Genomic DNA, 19,473 nt, shown 5'->3' with positions numbered 1-19,473 from the left:
ACTCAGTACAGGCAGTTCGGCCCGAGGAGGGACTTGAGCTCGCCGAACAGGTCCGGGGTGATCCGCACCGGGAAGGGCACCTCGAAGACGCGTGCGGTGTCGCCCTTGATGAGCTTGAGGCGCACCTCGGTGCGGCCGGAGTGCCGGATGAGCACGTCGCTGAGCTGCGAGACCGTGTCGGTCGTCGCGCGCGACTCGGGCATCGAGACGGTGAGGGGGCCCGAGTCGCCGTCCTGGTTGAGCTCGGGGGCGAAGAGGCTGAACGCGTGCAGGTTCATCCCGTCGTCGCGCATGCTCACGCGGCCCCTGACCACCACGATCGAGTCGTTCGTGAGGGCGGGGGCGAACTCCTGGTACGCCTTGCCCATGAACATGCAGGTGATCTCGCCGCCGAAGTCCTCGACCTGGATCATGCCGTACTGATTGCCCGAGGTCTTCGCCATCCGGTGCTGGACGCTGGTGACCAGCCCCGCGACGACCACGGTCTCGCCGTCGGCGATCGTGTCCGATCCGAGCAGGTCGACGATGGTCGTGCTGTAGTGCTTCGCCAGCTCGGTCTCGAGCCCCGCGAGCGGGTGGTCCGAGACGTAGAGGCCGAGCATGTCGCGCTCGAAGGCGAGCTTGTCGCGCTTGGCCCACTCGGGCCGCTCCGGCACCTGGATCGCCGCCTGCGGTTCGTCCCAGAGGCTGTCGAAGTCGAAGCCGACCTGCCCGTTCGCCTCGTTGCGCTTGTCGCCGACGGCGGCCTCGACGGCGGCCTCGTGCACCTCGACGAGGGCGCGGCGGGTCGATCCGAGCGAGTCGAACGCGCCGGCCTTGATCAGCGACTCGATCGTGCGCTTGTTCGCCACCGGCAGCGGAGCCTTGCGGAGGAAGTCGTGGAAGCTCTCGAAGCGCCCCTTCTCCTCGCGGGCCGCGCGGATCCCCTCGACCACGTTGGTGCCGACGTTCCGCACGGCGCCGAGGCCGAAGCGGATGTCGGTGCCGACGGCGGTGAAGAAGCCGATCGACTCGTTCACGTCCGGCGGGAGCACCTTGATGCCCATCCGCCGGCACTCGTTGAGGTAGGCGGCCATCTTGTCCTTGGAGTCGCCGACGCTGGTCAGCAGGGCCGCCATGTACTCGGCGGGGTAGTGCGCCTTGAGGTACGCGGTCCAGTACGAGATCACTCCGTAGGCCGCCGAGTGCGCTTTGTTGAAGGCGTAGTCGGAGAAGGGCAGCAGGATGTCCCAGAGCGTCTTCACCGCGGCCATCGAGTAGCCGTTGTCGGCCATGCCCCCCGAGAAGCCCTCGAACTGCTTGTCGAGCTCGGACTTCTTCTTCTTGCCCATCGCGCGGCGCAGCAGGTCGGCCTGCGCGAGTGTGAAGCCGGCGAGCTTCTGCGCGATCGACATCACCTGCTCCTGGTACACGATGAGGCCGTAGGTGCCGCCGAGCACCTCCGCCAGCGGCTCCTCGAGCTCCGGGTGGATCGGGGTGATCTGCTGGATGCCGTTCTTGCGCAGGGCGTAGTTGGTGTGGGAGTCGGCGCCCATCGGCCCCGGCCGGTACAGCGCGAGGACGGCCGAGATGTCCTCGAAGTTGTCGGGCTTCATCAGCCGCAGGAGGCCGCGCATCGGCCCGCCGTCGAGCTGGAACACGCCGAGCGTGTCGCCGCGGGCGAGCAGCTCGTAGGCGGCGGGGTCGTCGAGCTCGAGATCCTCGAGGACGAGGTCCTCGCCGCGGTTCGCGCGGATGTTGTCGAGCGCGTCGTCGATGATCGTGAGGTTGCGCAGCCCCAGGAAGTCCATCTTGATCAGGCCGAGCGACTCGCACGCGGGGTAGTCGAACTGCGTGACGATCTGGCCGTCCTGCTCCCGCTTCATGATCGGGATGATGTCCTTGAGCGGATCGCTCGACATGATGACGCCCGCGGCGTGCACGCCCCACTGGCGCTTGAGGTTCTCGAGCCCGAGCGCCGTGTCGAAGACGAGCTTCGCCTGCGGATCCTCGGCGATCACGTTCCGGACGTCGAGCGCCTCCTTGTAGCGGGGGTGCTCGGGGTCGTTGATCCCGGTCAGCGGGATGTCCTTGCCCATGATCGCCGGGGGCATGGCCTTGGTGAGCTTCTCGCCCATCCCGAAGGGGAAGCCGAGCACGCGCGAGGCGTCCTTGAGCGCCTGCTTCGCCTTGATCGTGCCGTAGGTGACGATCTGCGCGACGCGCTCGTCGCCGTACTTGTCGGTGACGTAGCGGATGACCTCGCCGCGGCGACGATCGTCGAAGTCGACGTCGAAGTCGGGCATCGAGACGCGGTCGGGGTTCAGGAACCGCTCGAAGATCAGGCCGTGGCGCAGCGGGTCGAGGTCGGTGATCTTCATCGCGTAGGCGGCCATCGAGCCGGCGCCCGAGCCGCGGCCCGGGCCCACCCGGATGCCGTTGCGCTTGGACCAGTTGATGAAGTCGGCGACGACGAGGAAGTAGCCGGGGAAGCCCATCTGCAGGATGACGCGGGTCTCGTAGTCGGCGCGGTCGCGCACCTCCTGCGAGATGCCGTCCGGGTAGCGCTCGTTCAGCCCCGCCTCGACCTCCTTGACGAACCAGGTGTCCTCGGTCTCGCCCTCGGGCACCGGGAATCGCGGCATGTAGTTGGCGGAGGTGTCGAACTGCACGTCGCAGCGCTCGGCGATCAGCAGGGTGTTGTCGCACGCCTCCGGGTAGTCGCGGAACACCTGGCGCATCTCGCGCGGCGACTTGAGGTAGAACTCGTCCGCGTCGAACTTGAAGCGCTTCGGGTCGTCCAGCGTCGTACCCGACTGCACGCACAGCAGCGCGGCGTGCGAGGTGGCGTCGTGGGCGTGCGTGTAGTGGAGGTCGTTGGTGGCGACCAGCGGCAGGTCGAGGTCCTTCGCCAGGCGGATCACGTCGCCGATGACGCGACGCTCGATGTCGAGGCCGTGGTCCATGATCTCGGCGAAGAAGTTCTCCTTGCCGAAGATGTCGCGGTAGTCGGCGGCCGCCTGACGCGCCTCCTTGTACTGGCCCAGTCGGAGGCGCGTCTGCACCTCGCCGCTCGGGCAGCCGGTGGTCGCGATCAGGCCCTCGGAGTGCTCCGCGAGGATCTCGCGGTCCATGCGGGGCTTGAAGTAGTAGCCCTCGATCGACGCCCGCGACGAGAGCCGGAACAGGTTGTGCATCCCCGTCGTCGTCGAGCTGAGCAGCGTCATGTGGGTGTAGGCGCCCGAGCCCGAGACGTCGTCCTGGCCGCCGTCTCCCCAGCGGATGCGCGTCTTGTCCGACCGGTGCGTGCCGGGCGTCAGGTAGGCCTCGGTGCCGATGATCGGCTTGATCCCCGCGGCGGTCGCTGTGCGCCAGAAGTCGAAGGCGCCGAAGACGTTGCCGTGGTCGGTGACGGCGATCGCCGGCATGCCCTCCTCCACCGCCGCGTCGATGAGCGGCTTCACGCGGGCGGCACCGTCGAGCATCGAGTACTCGCTGTGCACGTGCAGGTGGACGAAGGAATCGTTACTCGGCAAGGATGCGCCTCCGACGGACTGCGGGCGGGGGGACCGGGGACCTGGGGAGGGTCGCGACCGGGGCGGCAGAAAGTCTAACCGCGCCGGCGGAGGCATCGGCCGGGTGCGCGGGATTCACTCCGCTCGCCCGATCGACGGGCGCGTCACTCGCCGCGCAGGACCTCGAGAGCGTGGACGAGGTCGTCGGGGTAGGACGCCTCGAACTGCACCCACTCCCCCGATCCGGGGTGCGTGAAGCCGAGCCGGACGGCGTCGAGCCACTGCCGCGTGAGGCCGAGGCGCTTCGAGAGCGTCGGGTCGGCGCCGTACATCGCGTCGCCGACGCACGGGTGGCGCTGCGCCGCCATGTGCACGCGGATCTGGTGGGTGCGCCCGGTCTCGAGGTGGATCTCGAGCAGGGAGGCGAAGGGGAACGCCTCGATCGTCTCGTAGTGGGTCACCGAGGGCTTTCCGTCGGCGCGCACCGCGAACTTCCAGTCGGAGGAGGGGTGCCGGCCGAGCGGGGCGTCGATGGTCCCCGCGAGCGGATCGGGGTGCCCCTGCACGACCGCGTGGTAGACCTTCTCGACCGTCCGGTCGTGGAAGGCGCGCTTCAGGTGCGTGTAGGCCCGCTCCGACTTGGCGACGACCATCAGCCCGCTCGTCCCGGCGTCGAGGCGGTGCACGATGCCCGCGCGCTCGGCGGCGCCGGACGTGGCGATCGTGAAGCCGGCCGCGGCGAGGGCGCCGAGGACGGTCGGGCCCTCCCAGCCGACGGCGGGGTGCGCCGCGACTCCGACCGGCTTGTCGATGACGACGATGTCGTCGTCGTCGTGCACGACCGTCAGATCGGGCACCGCGATCGGGATGATCCGCGGCTCCTCCCGCGGAGACCACTCGACGTTCAGCCACGAGCCGGCCGAGACGCGGTCGCTCTTGTCGAGGACGCGCCCGTCGGCGGTGACTCCCCCGGCCTCGGCGACCTCGGCGGCGAAGGTCCGCGAGAAGCCGAGCAGCTTGGCGACGGCGGCGTCCGCGCGCAGGCCCTCGAGCCCGTCGGGGACGGGCAGCGAGCGGGACTGGACCATCAGGCGCTGCCGCGGGGATCGGACTCGCGGGCGGGGTCCTCCTGCCCGGTCGGCTCTGCGGGGTCGTCATCGGGAGCGGAGGCCACGGCGTCGCGGGTCGCCCGCGTGCCGTCGAGGCCGATGCCGCGCAGGCTCAGGACGACGAAGATCGCCATCGCCGAGCAGATCGCGATGTCGGCGACGTTGTAGATCGCGGGGAGGAGCCACGGCGTGTAGACGAAGTCGACGACGTGCCCGAGGCCGAACGAGGGCTCGCGGAAGAGCCGGTCGAAGAGGTTGCCGAGCGTGCCGCCGAGCAGCAGCCCGAAGAAGACCGCCCAGGCGGTCGAGCGGATGCGCCGCGCGAACCAGACGAGGGCCACGACCACGCACGCGGCGATGATCGAGAAGATCCAGGTCGAGCCGCTGGCGAGCGAGAACGCGGCCCCGGGGTTCTTCACGTACTGGAAGATCAGGACGTCGCCCAGGATGTGGACGTCCTCGCCGAGGGCGAGGGTGGTCGTGACCAGGTGCTTCGCGGTCTGGTCGATCGCGAAGACCGCGAGCGCAACGAGGCCGAGGGTGACCAGCACCCTCGGCCTGACGTTCGCTGCGGTGGTGCTACGCCCCAAAACCGGGGAAGGAGGACGCCTCGGCCGACACCGGCTGGGTGTCGAGGTCGCGGAGCTGGCCCTCGATGTAGCTCTTCAGCTTCTGGCGGTACTCGCGCTCGAAGGTGCGGAGACCGTCGATGCGCTCCTCGACCGCGGCGCGCTCCTCGTCGAGCTTCGCGATCTGGGCGCGCTGCTTGGCCTCGGCCTCGGCGACGAGGCGGGCCGCCGTGGCGCGCCCCTCGGCGACCAGGGCGTCGCGCTTCTCGGCGCCCTCGCGGACGTGCTCCTCGTGGAGACGACGCGCGAGCTGAAGCAGTCCGCTGGAGCTCTCGGCCTCGTCGACCGGCGCCGCCTGCGAGGCGACGGGGGCGACGACCGGGGCGGGAGCCGGCTCGGGCTCGGGCTCCGGCTCGGGCTCCGGTGCGGGAGCCTCGTCGACGACCGGGGCCGGCGCTGCGGCTGCTCCGCCGTCGCGCTGGAGGTCGGAGAGGCGGGAGTCGCCGGCGGAGAGGCGCTGGCGCAGCTCCTCGTTCTCCTGGTTCAGGCGACGCAGCTCGACGACGACCTCGTCGAGGAAGTCGTCGACCTCGTCCTGGTCGTATCCCTCGCGGAACTTGGTCGGCTGGAACCGCTTATTGACAACATCTTCGGGAGTGAGCGCCATGGCTTTCCACCTTCGATTTCAAGTAGGTACACGTTGACAAACGTTCGACTAAAGCTAGCAACTTCGAGCGCGCGGCGCAGTGCGAGCCCCGCGGCAACGTCTGGTCGTCGCCGACGTTTCCGCGCCGACGGTGCAGGGGTGCCCTGCACGACGATCGATCCTACCGGGGCGAGCGCACCAGGGGCGACACCGCCGCGGACGGCGAGGCGGAGGCGCTCCCCCGCCGGAGTGTCAGGCCGCCTGGAGCCAGGTGGCGATGTACATGCCCACGATGACGCAGAGCATGGTGAGGCTCCAGCCGAAGTCGAGCGCCACCGGTCCGATCGACACCGGCTTGATCAGGCGGCGGAAGAACGAGATCGGAGGATCGGTGACCGTGTACACGGTCTCCGCGGCCACGAGTCCGACACCGCGGGGGCGCCAGTCGCGTCGGATCACGCGGACGAGGTCGAGGACGAACCGGGCCCACATCGCGAAGAAGTACAGCAGCAGGGCGAAGTAGAGGACGCTCCCGAGGAGCGAGACGACGGAGTTCACCGCTGAACAGTGCTCCCCGGGGTCAGGACTTCGCGAAGAACGACGCGTCGGCGTCGCTCTCGGCGGAGGCCGAATCGCCGGCGACCGTGATGTGCGACGGCGAGAGCAGGAAGACCTTGCTCGTCACGCGCTCGATCCGGCCGTAGAGGCCCTGCGACAGGCCGCTCGCGAAGTCGATGAGGCGGCGGGCGTCCGCGTCGCTCATCTGCGAGAGGTTGATGATCACCGGGATGCCGTCGCGGAAGTTCTCGGCGATGACCTGGGCGTCGCGGTACTGCTTGGGGTGGACGGTGAGGATCTCGTTCATCTCGGCGTGTGCCGTCGCCTTCGGAGTCTGGGGGGTGGGCTTGCGGAGCGGGGTGACCGTCGCGCGGGGCTGGGGGGCCTGCTCGACCGGGGGGACGGGCTGGACCGGGGAGACCGGTGCGCGGTGAGCAGTGGCGGGTGCGGGGGCGGCCTCGACGGTGTCGGCGCGCTCGTACTCGATCTCCTCGTCGGCGAGTCCGAGGTAGACCATCGTCTTCTTGAGCGGGTTGGCCATGAGTGTCCTCCGTGTCGTCGTCACTCCCACGGGTGGATCGTGCACTGATCGTCCGTGCACAGGTGGGTCGTGACGAGATTACGTGCGAGCGGGGCGATTGCCGGTGATTGCGGAACCGATTCGCAGGTGTGTCGCGCCCTCGGCGATCGCCTCGGCGTAGTCGTTCGACATGCCGGCCGAGATGGCGGAGGCCGCCGGGTCGATGGCGCGGACGCGCTCCGAGAGGGCGCGCAGGCGCGCGAAGGCCGGTCGCGGCTCCTCGCCGAGCGGAGCGACGGCCATCACGCCGCGGAGGACCAGGCCGGGAGCCGCGACGATCGCCTCGGCCAGCGCGTCGACGTCCTCGGGAGCCGCTCCGCCCCGCCCCGGCTCACCGCTGAGGTCGACCTGCAGGAAGACGTCGAGAGGGTCGCCCTCGGCGTCGAGCAGCGGGACGAGCGCGGGACGGTCGACCGAGTGCACCGCGTCCGCGTAGCTCCTGACCTGGCGCGCCTTCTTGCTCTGCAGCTGACCGATGAAGTGCCAGCGCGCGGGAGTGTCCTCGAGGATCGCGGCCTTCTCCTGCGCCTCCTGGTGCCGGTTCTCGCCGAAGTCGACTGCACCCAGCTCGAGCAGGTCGCGCAGCAGCTCGACGGGGTGGAACTTCGTGACCACGATCGTGGTGAGCTCGGCGGGATCGCGCCCCGCCGAGCGGGCCGCATCGGCGACCCGCTCGGAGACGGCGCTCCAGCGCTCCGACAGAGCCTGGTCGACCACGGCGACTACTTGAGGAAGTCGGGGATGTCCAGGTCGCTCTCGTCGTCGTCGAACGACGGGTCGGCGACCGGGGCGGGGGCGGCGACCGGCGTGCTCGACCAGATCGAGCCGGCGGCCGGGGCGACGACCGGCGCCGGGGTGGGCTCCGCCGCGCTCTCGGCCGGCGCGCTGGCCTGCGCACGCGGTTGCGCGGTCAACGCCGGCGCCTGGGCGCCGGGCTCGCCGCCGTCGAAGCCCGCGGCGATCACCGTGACGCGCACCTCGTCGCCGAGGGTGTCGTCGATGACCGCGCCGAAGATGATGTTCGCCTCGGGGTGCACCGCCTCCTGGACCAGCCGAGCGGCGTCGTTGATCTCGAAGATGCCGAGGTTCGATCCGCCCTGGATCGAGAGGAGCACGCCGTGCGCTCCGTCGATGCTGGCCTCGAGCAGCGGTGACGCCACCGCGAGCTCGGCGGCCTTGATGGCGCGGTCGGCGCCGCGCGAGGAGCCGATGCCCATCAGCGCGGAGCCCGCGCCCTGCATGACCGACTTGACGTCGGCGAAGTCGAGGTTGATGAGGCCCGGCGTGGTGATCAGGTCGGTGATGCCCTGGACACCCGCGAGGAGGACCTGGTCGGCCGTCGCGAACGCCTCGAGCATCGAGATGCCGCGATCGCTGATCTCGAGGAGCCGGTCGTTCGGGACGACGATGAGCGTGTCGACCTCGTTCTTGAGCGTCGCGACCCCCGCCTCGGCCTGGGTCTGGCGACGGCGGCCCTCGAAGCCGAACGGCTTCGTGACCACACCGATCGTGAGGGCTCCGATCGACTTCGCGATGCGCGCGACGACCGGGGCACCGCCGGTGCCGGTTCCGCCGCCCTCGCCCGCGGTGACGAAGACCATGTCGGCGCCGGCGAGCACCTCCTCGATCTCCTCCGCGTGGTCCTCTGCGGCGCGACGGCCGACCTCGGGGTCGGCTCCCGCACCGAGGCCGCGGGTGAGCTCGCGTCCGACGTCGAGCTTCACATCGGCGTCGCTGAGCAGGAGCGCCTGGGCGTCGGTGTTGATGGCGATGAATTCGACGCCGCGCAGGCCGAGCTCGATCATGCGGTTCACGGCGTTGACGCCGCCACCGCCGATGCCGACGACCTTGATCACGGCGAGATAGTTCTGGTTTGACGTCACGTCTCCGGCCTCCGGGCTGAACCTTAAACCTGTAGTCGAGGCTTAAAGTTATACTGAGTATGCATGTGGGGTTCGACTGACGGTAGGCGGAGTCCGGCGCAGCTCCCAGCAGACACGCCCGCATTCGGCAAAGAGCCGAGCGGATCCGCCCTCATCGGGGTGCGACGACCGCGGCCTGGGGCGACGAGACGTCGTACGTCGCGACGGCCGCCGGGTCGGTGGCCGCCATCAGCTTCTCGAGCACGACGGCCTTGAGGGCCGAGTCGTCCGACCCGCCCCACATCACGACCGAGCCGTTCGCGAGCGTCAGCGAGACGTCGTCGCCGGTCGTCGCGGAGGCCGCGGTGACCTGACCGGCGAGATTCGCGGGCACGGTGCGCAGCACCTGCGTGATCACGCGGAAGGCCGCGCCGGAGGCCCCTCCGGTCGGCGTGGTGACGATCGGGTACCCGGGCTGCGCGGCGTCGGCCGTCTCGATCACGACTCCGGCGGCGTCGACCAGGTCGAAGCGCCCGCCGTTCGCGAGGACGGCGAGCGGGGTCCGCTCGACGATCGTCACGACCAGTGTGCTCGGCGGCCGCGTCTGCACCGAGTAGCTCTGCACGAGCGGATACGCGCCGAGGACGGCGCCCACCTCCGACCGGTCGACGAGGGTGAGCGGCACGCCGAGCTGATCGTCGAGCGACGACTGGATCGCCTGGGCGCTCACGCGCTGCGTGCCGGCGATCTCGATCGTGCGGACCGCCATCAGCGGCGAGTAGGCCGCGATCGCGACCACGACGGCGAGCAGGACGAGCGATCCGGCCGTGACCAGCGCGATCGACCGACGTCGACGCGCTCGCCGGGTGAAGCGGCGCACCTCGCCTCGCTCGAACCGGCGGCGCTCCTTCGCGGCCCGGGCGACCGTCCGGCGGTCGGCGCCCGGCAGGCGGACCCGTCCGAGCCGCTCCTTCGCCCGGTCGACGAGCCCGATCGACTCCGGCCCGCTGCGGGAGGGCGCCGGCTTCGAGGCCGACGGCGCCACGATGCTGATCGGCTCCGTCGGCTCGCCGCTCGACGCGGTCGGCGGCTTGACCGGGGCACTGCGACCGGGCGGTCGTGCCGTCCGGGCGCCCTCGGGGCGCTTCACGCGCGACCGCCGAGCGCCCCGCCGAGAAGCACCGCCGTCATCGAGCGACCGCGGAGGCCTCGCTCGCGCCGAGGGACTCGAGCAGCTGCGGGATGATCCGGTAGACGTCGCCGCAGCCCAGGGTGATCACGAAGTCGCCCTCGCGCGCGATCTCGGCGGTGCGGCGTGCCGCCTCCTCCCAGTCGGCGATGAAGGACACGTGAGACGGGTCGGCGAACCTGCCGCTGACGAGCGCGCCCGTGACACCCGGCTCCGGATCCTCGCGCGCACCGTAGACGTCGAGCACGACGGTCTCGTCGGCGTAGCGCTCGAGCGTCTCGGCGAACTCGCGCGCGAAGAGGCGGGTGCGGCTGTAGAGGTGCGGCTGGTGGACCGCGATGATGCGCCCCTCCCCCACCACGGTGCGGGCGGCGGACAGCGCCGCCGCGACCTCGGTCGGGTGGTGCGCGTAGTCGTCGTAGACGCTCACACCGCGCACCGAGCCGTGCAGCTCGAACCGGCGCTCCGTGCCTCCGAACGCCGCGACGGCCTCGAGCGAGGCGGCGGGCTCGAAGCCCAGCCCGACCAGCACCGCGAAGGCGCCGGCCGCGTTGACCGCGTTGTGGCGCCCCGGGATGCGCAGTCGCGCCGAGTAGCGGCGGCCCTCGTACTCGACCGAGAAGCCGACCGGGCCGACGAGCTCGAGGTCCACGACCCGGACGTCGGCTCCCTCCGCCTCGCCGAAGGTGAGGACGCGCTTGCCCGAGAGCCTCTCGGTGACGCGGACCGCACCGGGATCGTCGGACGAGACGACCACCAGTTCGCCCGCGTTCGACGCGAAGGTGACGAACGCCTCCTCGAACGCCTCGAGCGAGCCGTAGTGGTCGAGGTGGTCGGGGTCGACGTTGGTGATCAGCGTGACCGCCGCGTCGTAGAGCAGGAAGCTGCCGTCGGACTCGTCCGCCTCGACCACGAAGACCTCGCCGGAGCCGGCGGCGGAGGACGTGCCGAGGCTCTCGATGATGCCGCCGTTCACGAAGCTGGGGTCGGCGTCGACCCCGAGCAGCCCGGTCACGATCATGCCGGTGGAGGTGGTCTTGCCGTGCGCTCCGGCGACCGCGACGAGGCGGTGCCCGCGGACGAGCCAGGCGAGCGCCTGCGAGCGGTGCAGCACGGGCAGGCCGCGCTCCTTCGCGAGCACGTACTCGGGATTGTCCTGCCAGAGCGCCGAGGTGACCACGACCGCCTCCGCGTCGCCGAGGTGGGCGGCGTCGTGACCGATGGCGACCGGGATCCCGAGCTCGCGCAGCTGCTCGATGGGGTGCGACTCGCGCACGTCGGAGCCCGTGACGCGGTGGCCGGCGTGGTGGAAGAGGCGCGCGATCCCGCTCATCCCCGACCCGCCGATGCCGATGAAGTGGACCGAGCCGAGCTCGTCGGGGACGGTGATGCCGAGGTCGGGCTTGATCACGGGGCTCTCGCTTTCGGGTGGTCGACGGGGCGTGCGAGGTGCCGCGCGCCGGGCGCCGGATCAGTGTAGACGGTGGCCCGCGGTGAGTCCCCGAGCCGCGCGGAGGGACCTCAACGGCGCTGCTGCAGCGCGAGCCCGATGAGGTCGACGAGCCGCTCGGAGCCGTCGCGGACGCCGACCGTGGCCGCCCGGCGCCCCATCTCGTCGCGGCGGGAGGCGTCCTCCAGCAGCGGGAGGAGGGAGGCCTCGACCCAGGTCGGCAGGAACGCGGCATCCTCGACGAGCACGGCTCCCCCGGCGTCGACGACGCCGCGCGCGTTGAAGCGCTGCTCGCCGTTGCCGACGGGGTAGGGGATGTAGACGGCCGGGACACCCAGCGCGCTCAGCTCGCTGACGGTCGCCGCGCCGGCGCGCGAGACGGCGAGGTCGGCCGCCGAGAGGGCGAGGTCCATCCGGTCGCAGTACGGGAGGAGGTGGTAGCCCGCGATACCGGGATCGGAGATCTCGGCCTTCGACCCCGTGATGTGCAGGATCTGGAAGCCGGTCTCGACCACGGCGGCGGCCGCGGCGTGCACCGTGGCGTTGATCCGCCGAGCGCCGAGGGAGCCCCCCGTGACGAGCAGGGTAGGGCGGGCGGGATCGAGGCCGAACTCGCGCATCGCGTCGCCGCGTCGCGCCGCGCGGTCGAGATCGGCGATCTCGCGCCTGAGCGGCATGCCGACCGTCCGCGCGTGCGGGAGCGGCGTGCCGTCGAACGCGACGCCGACCCAGGGCGTGACGCGCGCGCCGAGCCGGTTGGCGAGCCCCGGTCGGGCGTTCGCCTCGTGGACCACGAAGGGGACGCGGGCACGGCGGGCCGCGAGGTACGCGGGCGCTGCCGCGTAGCCTCCGAAGCCGACCACCGCGTCGATCCGCCGCTCGCGGATCGTGCGGACGATGCCGTCGATCGTGGAGCGGAACGCGGACGGGAAGCGCAGGGCGGCGCCGTTCGGGCGGCGCGGGAAGGGCAGGCGCGGGATGACCGAGAGCTCGTAGCCCCGCAGTGGCACGAGGCGGGACTCGAGCCCCTCCGCGGTGCCGAGCACGAGGACCTCGTCGTCGGCACGACGGGCGCGGATCTCGTCGGCGGTCGCGAGCAGCGGGTTCACGTGGCCGGCGGTGCCTCCGCCGGCGAGCAGGAAGCGGGTCACTCCGCGACCGCCTCGTGGCTGCCGCGACCGGCGCCGAGCACGGGGAGGGGCGCCGTCTGCGTGCGCGCGAACGAGAGGACGACGCCGATGGCGATGAGCGAGCTGACCAGGGCGGTGCCTCCGGAGGAGATCAGCGGCAGGGGCACCCCGAGCACCGGGAGCACCCCCAGGACGACGCCGATGTTGACGAACGCCTGGCCGATCAGCCAGACCATCACCGCGCCGGTGGCGATCCGGACGAAGGGATCGGTCGACGAGTGGATCACGCGGAAGAAGGCGACGGCCAGGACGACGAAGAGGGCGAGCACCACGATCGCGCCGATCAGGCCGAGCTCCTCGCCGATGATGGCGAAGATGTAGTCGTTGTCGGCCGCGGGCAGCCACGACCACTTCGCCTTGGAGTTGCCGAGCCCGACGCCGAAGATGCCGCCGGACGCCATGGCCCAGGTGCCGTGCACGGGCTGCCAGCAGGAGTTCTGGTAGTCCTCGGTGTTCGAGCAGTCGCCGAGGAACGACATGATGCGGGTCAGCCGGTTCTCGCTCGAGATCGCGAACAGCACGGCGCCGACGGAGCCGACGACCACGATCGGGATGATCACCCGCATCCGCATGTTCGCGTAGAAGAGCGCCGCGAGCACGATGCCGGCCATGATGACCACGGTGCCGAGGTCACCGCCGAGCAGGACGAGGCCGATCGAGCCGCCGCCGACGATGCCCACCGGGATCAGCGCGTGCTTCCAGTCCTTCGGCCCTTTGTAGCGGCGCGCGAGGAGCAGGCCGAGCCAGAGCGCGAGACCGAGCTTGATGATCTCGGAGGGCTGCATCGTGAAGCCGCCGAGGCGGATCCAGTTGGTGTTGCCGCCGACCGACCAGCCCAGGGGCGTGAAGACCACCAGCACCTGGAAGAAGCAGCCGACACCGAGGATCATCGGCGTCGCCTTCTTCCAGAACGCGAGCGGCAGCCGCGAGACGACGAGCATCAGCGGCACGCCGAGCAGGGCGAACCCGCCCTGGCGGTAGAAGCCGCCGAACGAGTCGTCGCTGCTGACGTACGACGTGACCGACGACGACGACAGCACCATCGTGAGCCCGAAGAGGACGAGGAAGAGCGTCGTGCCGAAGAGCAGGTAGAAGTTGGGCGACTCGGAGGCGAAGACCCGCGAGAGGACGATCCGCGCGGTCCGCACGCGGTGGCGGTCACCCGTCTTCCGGGAGCCCTTCTCGGTGCCGGTCCTCGCGGCGTCAGTCCGGGAGCGACCCGGGAGCCTGCTCGTCGTCGGAGCGGTCATCGGCCCCTCCTCCCAGATACGTCGTCACCGCGGCCGCGAACGAACGGCCCCGTGCTGCGTAGTCGCGGAACTGGTCCATCGACGCCGCAGCGGGCGCGAGCAGCACGACATCGCCCGGCTGGGCGAGCGCCGCCGCAGCCTCGACGGCCGCCTGCATCACGGCCCCAGTCTCATCCGCGACCACCTCGGTCACGGGGAGTTCGGGCGCGTGTCGTCGGAATGCCTCGAGGACCGCGGCCCGGTCGACTCCGATGACCACGGCGCCCCGCAGACGGCCGACGTGACCGGCCACCAGGGAGCCCACGTCGACGCCCTTCAGCAGTCCGCCGACGAGCCAGACCACCGACGGGTAGGCGCGGAGGGAGGCATCGGCCGCGTGCGGATTGGTCGCCTTGGAGTCGTCGACCCAGGTCACTCCCGCCCGCTCGGCGACGACCTGGATGCGGTGGTCGTCGAGCTCGAAGCCGGCGAGGGCGCGGCGGATCGCGCCGGGCTCGATGCCGCACGCCCGCGAGAGCGCGGCGGCGGCGAGCACGTTCTGCACGATGTGCGGGGCCGCGAGGTGGCGGGCGGCCAGCTCGTCGACCGTGGTGATCTCGAGGGCGCTCGTCCGGCGGTCGTCGAGGAACGCGCGGTCGCAGAGGATGCCGTCGACGATGCCGAAGTCGCTGGGGCCGGGCACGCCGAGCCCGAAGCCGATGGCGCGCGCGCCCTCGATCACCTCGGCGTCGAGCACCATCTGCTCGGTCGCGGCGTCGGAGCGGTTGTAGACGCAGGCGACCCGGGTGTTCGCGTAGACCTTCGCCTTCGCCGCGCGGTACTCCTCGAACGAGCCGTGCCAGTCGAGGTGGTCCTCGGCGATGTTGAGGCAGGCGCTCGCGATCGGCTCGATCGCGCCCAGGTAGTGCAGCTGGTAGCTCGAGAGCTCGACGACCAGCACGTCGAAGCCCTGCGGGTCGCGGACCGCGTCGAGCACGGGCACTCCGATGTTGCCGCACGGCGCCGCACGCAGCCCGCCGGCGACCAGCATGCTCGCGGTGAGCCGGACGGTCGTGGTCTTGCCGTTCGTGCCCGTGACCGCCACCCACTCCGCGGGCGAGCCATCGGCACGGGTCACCTTGTCGCGCACGCGCCACGCCAGCTCGACGTCGCCCCACAGGGCGGTCCCCGACGCCACCGCCCACTCGACGATCGGATGCGTCGGCCGGAAGCCCGGCGACACGATCACCAGCTCGGGGTCGAACGCGGTCAGCTCCGCGGGGACGGAGTCGAGGTGCTCCGCGCGGTGCAGACGGGCGCCGATCACCTCGAGGAGGCGCTCGCGCTCCTCGTCGGCGCGGTCGGCGAGGACGAGCACGTCCGAGCCCAGCTCGGTCAGCGTGTCGGCGACCGAGAACCCGGTCACCCCGAGGCCGAGCACGGCGACGCGCAGACCGCGCCAGTCGGAGTGCCAGCTGCGGAGAGCATCGAGACGGGCGACGAGAGCGGGATCGGTCATGCCAGGGAGAGCCATTCGAGGTAGAAGAGCCCGACGCCTGCGGCGACGAGGATCCCGGCGATGATCCAGAAGCGGACCACCACCGTCACCTCGGCCCAGCCCTTGAGCTCGAAGTGGTGGTGGAGCGGACTCATCAGGAAGATCCGCTTGCCCCGGGTGATCTTGAAGTAGATCCGCTGCAGGATGACCGACCCGGTGACGATCACGAAGAGACCGCCGATCAGGATGACCAGCAGCTCGGTGCGGGTCAGGATCGCGAGGGCCGCGAGTGCGCCGCCCAGACCGAGCGAGCCGGTGTCGCCCATGAAGATCTGCGCCGGCGAGGTGTTCCACCAGAGGAAGCCGACGAGGGCCCCGGAGATCGCCGCGGCGATGATCGCGAGGTCGAAGGGATCGCTCACCTGGTAGCACTTGTCGGCCACCTCGGGGTTCAGCTGGAGGTCGTAGCACCACTGGTTGGACTGCCAGAAGCCGATGATCACGTACGAGCCGATCGCGAGGATCGACGAACCGGTCGCGAGGCCGTCGAGGCCGTCGGCGACGTTCACGCCGTTCGACGTGCTCGTGACGATCACGCAGATCCACAGCACGAAGAGCCCGATGCCGATCCAGCCGAGCGACGCGAAGTCGAGCGGGAGATCGCGGATGAACGAGATCGACGTGGACGCCGGTGTGAGGCCGTTGGAGTCGCGCACCATGATCGCGATGACGGCGAAGGCCGCCGCGACGATCACCTGGCCGGCGATCTTCGCCCAGCCGCCCAGGCCGAGACTGCGCTGGTTGCGGGTCTTGAGGAAGTCGTCGAGGAAGCCGACGAGGCCGAGCCCGACCATCATGAACAGCACGAGCAGCGCCGAGGGCGCGATCGCCCGGTTGCCGAAGAGCATCGCGAGGAAGTAGCCCGCGACCGTGGCGACGATGATGACGATGCCGCCCATCGTCGCCGTGCCGTGCTTGACGTGGTGCGACTGCGGTCCGTCCTCGCGGATGAACTGGCCCCACTTGAGGCGGTGGAAGAGCCGGATGAACAGCGGCGTCAGCAGCAGGGTGAAGGCGCCGGAGAAGGTTCCGGCCAGCAGGAGTGCTCTCATCGGTGGCGCTCCCCCAGTCGGTCGCCGAGGAATCGCAGGCCGGCGGAGTTGGACGACTTCACCAGCACGGTGTCTCCGCTCCGGAGGTAGTCCTCGAGGAGCGCGTAGGCGTCGTCGGCGGTCTCGACGAAGACGGACTCGCCGCTCCACGACCCCTCGCGCTCCGCCGCGACGTGGATGCGCCGGGCTCCGGCGCCGACCACGACGATCTGCGAGATGTTCAGGCGGACGGCCAGCAGACCCACCCGGTCGTGCTCCTCGTCGGCCCACTCCCCCAGCTCGCTCATCTCGCCGAGGACGGCGACGGTGCGTCCGCCCGGCTCGGCGATCTGGGCGAGGGTGCGCAGCGCCGCGGCCGTGGAGTCGGGGGACGCGTTGTACGCGTCGTTGATGACCTTGACGTCAGCGCCGCCGAGCACCTGCATCCGCCAGCGCTCGGCGAGCGTGACCGTGGACAGCGCCTCGACGATGCTCGCGAGCGGCACGCCCACCGAGAGCGCGGCCGCCGTCGCGGCGAGAGCGTTCATGACGTGGTGCTCTCCGAGGACGCGCAGGAGCATCTCGGCACGGGCGGCCTCGCGGCCCTCGCCCGCCGAGACCTCGATGGTGAAGCGCGTGCCGTCGGCGGGCGTCTCGACGTCGACCGCGCGGACGTCGGCGCTCTCGCCTCGGCCGAACCAGAGCACGCGAGCGGCGGTGCGGCCCGCCATCGAGGCGACGCGGCCGTCGTCGACGTTGAGCACGGCGACGTCGTCGGACGTGAGGTCGGCGACCATCTCGGTCTTCGCCTCGAGGGTGCGCTCGATCCCGCCGAACTCGCCGGCGTGGGCCAGGCCCACCGCCAGGACGACGCCGACGTCGGGCTTGGCCATCCGCACGAGGCGGCGGATCTCGCCCACGGCGCTGGCGCCCATCTCGGCGACGAGGAACCTCGTCGACTCCGACACCTGGAGCATCGTGATCGGCGCCCCGACCTCGTTGTTGAACGAGCCGCGCGGAGCGACGGTCTCGCCGACCCGCTCCAGCACGGTGCGCAGCAGGTTCTTGGTCGTCGTCTTGCCGTTCGATCCGGTCACGCCGATGACGGTGAGACCGCCGAGCGCGCGCACCCGGCGGACGACCTCGGTCGCCAGGGCGCCCAGCGCCTGGACGGAGTCGTCGACGATCACCTGGGGGACGTCGAGGTCGAGCGGCCGCTCGACGATCAGCAGGGCCGCGCCGCGCTCGACCGCGACCGGCGCGAAGAGGTGGCCGTCGGTGTGCTCGCCGCGCTTGGCGACGAAGATCCCGCCGGGCGCGATCTCGCGCGAGTCGGTCTCTGTCGCGCCGTCGACGACGGTCGCGGCGTTCGAGGAGGCACCGGCGAGGTGGAGCCGGCCGGAGACGGCGGCGGCGATCTCGGTGAGGGTCATGGCGATCATCTAGAGCCAGCCCGCCTCACGCAGGGCCTGACGGACATCGTCTCGGGCCGAATACGGCATGTGCACTCCTGCGATCTCCTGGTAGTCCTCGTGGCCCGGTCCGGCGTAGAGGATCGAATCGCCCTCGCGCGCGAGCGCGACGGCGGCGCGCACGGCGGCGCGCGGATCGGGGATCTCGTGGATCTCCCGCTCCGGGACGGCTGACGCCGCCGACTGGACGAGGACCGCGCGGATGGCGGCGGGGTCCTCCCAGCGCGGATGGAAGTCGGTCACGACGACGATGTCGGAGAGACGAGCGGCGATGGCGCCCATGTCGGCGCGCTTGGTGGCGTCGCGGTCGCCGTCGGCGCCGAACACCATGATCAGTCGGCCCGGGGTGAGGTCTCGGAGGGCCTCGAGCGCGTTCGTGAAGGCGTCGGGCGTGTGCCCGTAGTCGACGTAGACGCTCGGCCCGCGCTCTCCCGAGACCCGTTCGGCGCGCCCCGGGATGTAGACGTCGAGCCGGCTCTCCGCGAGGACGTGCGCGATCGCCTCGAGGTCGAAGCCCGACTCGACGAGCATCACGATCGCCAGCGCGGCGTTCGCGGCCATGTACCAGCCGATCAGCGGGACGCTCACCTCGACCGAGCGGTTCTCGGGCCCCTCGAGGCGGAAGGTCGTGAGCTCGGACGTGCTGCGCAGCACGGTCATCGACCAGTCGGCGTCGTTCTCGGGAGCGACTCCGACGACCGGGGAGCTGGCGAGCGTCGTGACGGGGATGCGGCTGCGCTCGGCGAGCTGCCTCCCCCAGACGCTGTCGACGGTGACGACGCCGCGCCGCGCCCGCTCCGGCTGGAACAGGTCGGCCTTCGCCTCGAAGTAGTGCTCCATGTCGGCGTAGTCGTCGAGGTGGTCGTGGCTGAGGTTGGTGAAGCCGACGACGTCGAAGACCAGGCCGTCGATGCGGTGCCGGCTGAGGGCCTGCGCCGACACCTCGATCGAGACGGCGCGGACGGCCGACTCGCGCATGCGGGCGAGCAGACCGTGGAGCTCGCTGGCCTCGGGGGTGGTGAGGGAGCTGACGACGGCCACGTCACCGATGCGCCGCTCGGCGGTCGAGCTCAGGCCCGAGACGACACCGAGTCGGCGCAGCAGCGCATCGAGGAGGTAGACGACGCTGGTCTTGCCGTTCGTCCCGGTCACGCCGAAGAGGGTGGGCACGTCCTCCCCGGTCCGGTGGATCCACGAGGCGACGTCGCCGAGCGCGGCCCGCGGGTCGGGGGTCACGAGGACGGGGAGGCCGGAGGAGGCGGCAAGCGCAGCCCCCGCGGGATCGGTCAGGACGGCGACGGCCCCGGAGGCCGCGGCGTCGGCGGCGAACGCTGCCCCGTGCGCGGATCGCCCGACGACACCGACGTAGAGGTCGCCCGACTCGACGTGGCGCGAATCGAGCGTGATCCCGCTGACCTCGACGCCCTCGACACCGCGGACCGGACCGAGCGAGAACTCCGTCACCAGCTGCGACAGCGACCGGGGCACCGGGTGCTCGGGGCGGAGGGAGGTCTGCGGGCGAGTGTCGTGCAATGC

General features: G+C 71.1%; 16 protein-coding genes. All 16 read right to left on the bottom strand.

Annotated elements, in window-relative coordinates; all coding sequences use genetic code 11:
- Window positions 1-2: 2 nt before the first annotated feature.
- The 16 genes from dnaE to GRS92_RS13335 all read right to left on the bottom strand — a co-directional run bounded on the left by dnaE (window position 3) and on the right by GRS92_RS13335 (window position 19,470).
- Window positions 3-3,464, bottom strand: coding sequence for a DNA polymerase III subunit alpha (gene dnaE, locus GRS92_RS13410; protein WP_235022031.1), 3,462 nt, complete (start codon window positions 3,462-3,464; stop codon window positions 3-5).
- 194 nt (window positions 3,465-3,658) lie between these two features.
- Window positions 3,659-4,582 carry an RluA family pseudouridine synthase gene (locus tag GRS92_RS13405; protein ID WP_159857181.1) on the bottom strand — a complete coding sequence of 308 codons (924 nt, stop codon included), beginning with the start codon at window positions 4,580-4,582 and terminating at the stop codon, window positions 3,659-3,661.
- Entirely contained in the window at window positions 4,582-5,154 is a 573-nt protein-coding gene (gene lspA / locus GRS92_RS13400; protein WP_235022026.1) for a signal peptidase II, read from the bottom strand. Before lspA ends, GRS92_RS13405 begins: the two co-directional genes overlap by 1 nt.
- A 28-nt stretch (window positions 5,155-5,182) precedes the next feature.
- Window positions 5,183-5,839 (bottom strand): DivIVA domain-containing protein, encoded by a 657-nt coding sequence (locus GRS92_RS13395; protein ID WP_159857179.1) that lies wholly within the window; start codon window positions 5,837-5,839, stop codon window positions 5,183-5,185.
- A gap of 231 nt (window positions 5,840-6,070) precedes the next feature.
- Window positions 6,071-6,376: a YggT family protein gene (locus GRS92_RS13390; protein ID WP_268817149.1), complete on the bottom strand. Its 306-nt coding sequence runs from the start codon at window positions 6,374-6,376 to the stop codon at window positions 6,071-6,073.
- A gap of 22 nt (window positions 6,377-6,398) precedes the next feature.
- Window positions 6,399-6,917 carry a cell division protein SepF gene (locus GRS92_RS13385; protein WP_159857177.1) on the bottom strand — a complete coding sequence of 173 codons (519 nt, stop codon included), beginning with the start codon at window positions 6,915-6,917 and terminating at the stop codon, window positions 6,399-6,401.
- A gap of 78 nt (window positions 6,918-6,995) precedes the next feature.
- On the bottom strand, window positions 6,996-7,673 hold the full coding sequence (locus GRS92_RS13380; protein ID WP_159857175.1) for a YggS family pyridoxal phosphate-dependent enzyme: 678 nt from the start codon (window positions 7,671-7,673) through the stop codon (window positions 6,996-6,998).
- Between the two features lie 5 nt (window positions 7,674-7,678).
- Window positions 7,679-8,839: a cell division protein FtsZ gene (gene ftsZ, locus GRS92_RS13375; protein ID WP_159857173.1), complete on the bottom strand. Its 1,161-nt coding sequence runs from the start codon at window positions 8,837-8,839 to the stop codon at window positions 7,679-7,681.
- 151 nt (window positions 8,840-8,990) lie between these two features.
- Window positions 8,991-9,968 (bottom strand): FtsQ-type POTRA domain-containing protein, encoded by a 978-nt coding sequence (locus GRS92_RS13370; protein ID WP_159857171.1) that lies wholly within the window; start codon window positions 9,966-9,968, stop codon window positions 8,991-8,993.
- Between the two features lie 37 nt (window positions 9,969-10,005).
- Window positions 10,006-11,418, bottom strand: a complete 1,413-nt coding sequence (gene murC, locus GRS92_RS13365) for a UDP-N-acetylmuramate--L-alanine ligase (RefSeq protein ID WP_159857169.1) — start codon at window positions 11,416-11,418, stop codon at window positions 10,006-10,008.
- Between the two features lie 110 nt (window positions 11,419-11,528).
- Window positions 11,529-12,608 (bottom strand): undecaprenyldiphospho-muramoylpentapeptide beta-N-acetylglucosaminyltransferase, encoded by a 1,080-nt coding sequence (murG, locus tag GRS92_RS13360; RefSeq protein ID WP_159857167.1) that lies wholly within the window; start codon window positions 12,606-12,608, stop codon window positions 11,529-11,531.
- Entirely contained in the window at window positions 12,605-13,897 is a 1,293-nt protein-coding gene (gene ftsW / locus GRS92_RS13355) for a putative lipid II flippase FtsW (RefSeq protein WP_159857165.1), read from the bottom strand. The genes murG and ftsW overlap by 4 nt, the downstream gene beginning before the upstream one ends.
- Complete coding sequence (gene murD, locus GRS92_RS13350) at window positions 13,851-15,395, bottom strand: UDP-N-acetylmuramoyl-L-alanine--D-glutamate ligase (protein ID WP_159857163.1); 1,545 nt, start codon at window positions 15,393-15,395, stop codon at window positions 13,851-13,853. The genes ftsW and murD overlap by 47 nt, the downstream gene beginning before the upstream one ends.
- Window positions 15,392-16,486 carry a phospho-N-acetylmuramoyl-pentapeptide-transferase gene (gene mraY / locus GRS92_RS13345; protein ID WP_159857161.1) on the bottom strand — a complete coding sequence of 365 codons (1,095 nt, stop codon included), beginning with the start codon at window positions 16,484-16,486 and terminating at the stop codon, window positions 15,392-15,394. Before mraY ends, murD begins: the two co-directional genes overlap by 4 nt.
- The gene (locus tag GRS92_RS13340) at window positions 16,483-17,907 is read right to left on the bottom strand and encodes a UDP-N-acetylmuramoyl-tripeptide--D-alanyl-D-alanine ligase (RefSeq protein ID WP_159857159.1); all 1,425 of its coding nucleotides are present in this window, start codon (window positions 17,905-17,907) and stop codon (window positions 16,483-16,485) included. Before GRS92_RS13340 ends, mraY begins: the two co-directional genes overlap by 4 nt.
- The gene (locus tag GRS92_RS13335; protein ID WP_159857157.1) at window positions 17,908-19,470 is read right to left on the bottom strand and encodes a Mur ligase family protein; all 1,563 of its coding nucleotides are present in this window, start codon (window positions 19,468-19,470) and stop codon (window positions 17,908-17,910) included.
- Window positions 19,471-19,473 lie beyond the last annotated feature (3 nt).

The organism is Rathayibacter sp. VKM Ac-2754 (assembly GCF_009807095.1).
Lineage (GTDB): Bacteria > Actinomycetota > Actinomycetes > Actinomycetales > Microbacteriaceae > Rathayibacter.
The sequence above is the reverse complement of the archived record's forward strand: the minus strand, read 5'-3'. Positions and strand labels throughout refer to the sequence as shown.

Excerpts from the sequence above, each read along its gene's own strand:
- dnaE (WP_235022031.1), bottom strand. The coding sequence starts at position 3,464 with ATGCTCGACGGTGCCGCCCGCGTGAAGCCGCTCATCGACGCGGCGGTG.
- GRS92_RS13385 (WP_159857177.1), bottom strand. The coding sequence starts at position 6,917 with ATGGCCAACCCGCTCAAGAAGACGATGGTCTACCTCGGACTCGCCGAC.
- GRS92_RS13395 (WP_159857179.1), bottom strand. The coding sequence starts at position 5,839 with ATGGCGCTCACTCCCGAAGATGTTGTCAATAAGCGGTTCCAGCCGACC.
- mraY (WP_159857161.1), bottom strand. The coding sequence starts at position 16,486 with ATGAGAGCACTCCTGCTGGCCGGAACCTTCTCCGGCGCCTTCACCCTG.
- GRS92_RS13405 (WP_159857181.1), bottom strand. The coding sequence starts at position 4,582 with ATGGTCCAGTCCCGCTCGCTGCCCGTCCCCGACGGGCTCGAGGGCCTG.
- murD (WP_159857163.1), bottom strand. The coding sequence starts at position 15,395 with ATGACCGATCCCGCTCTCGTCGCCCGTCTCGATGCTCTCCGCAGCTGG.
- GRS92_RS13340 (WP_159857159.1), bottom strand. The coding sequence starts at position 17,907 with ATGATCGCCATGACCCTCACCGAGATCGCCGCCGCCGTCTCCGGCCGG.
- ftsW (WP_159857165.1), bottom strand. The coding sequence starts at position 13,897 with ATGACCGCTCCGACGACGAGCAGGCTCCCGGGTCGCTCCCGGACTGAC.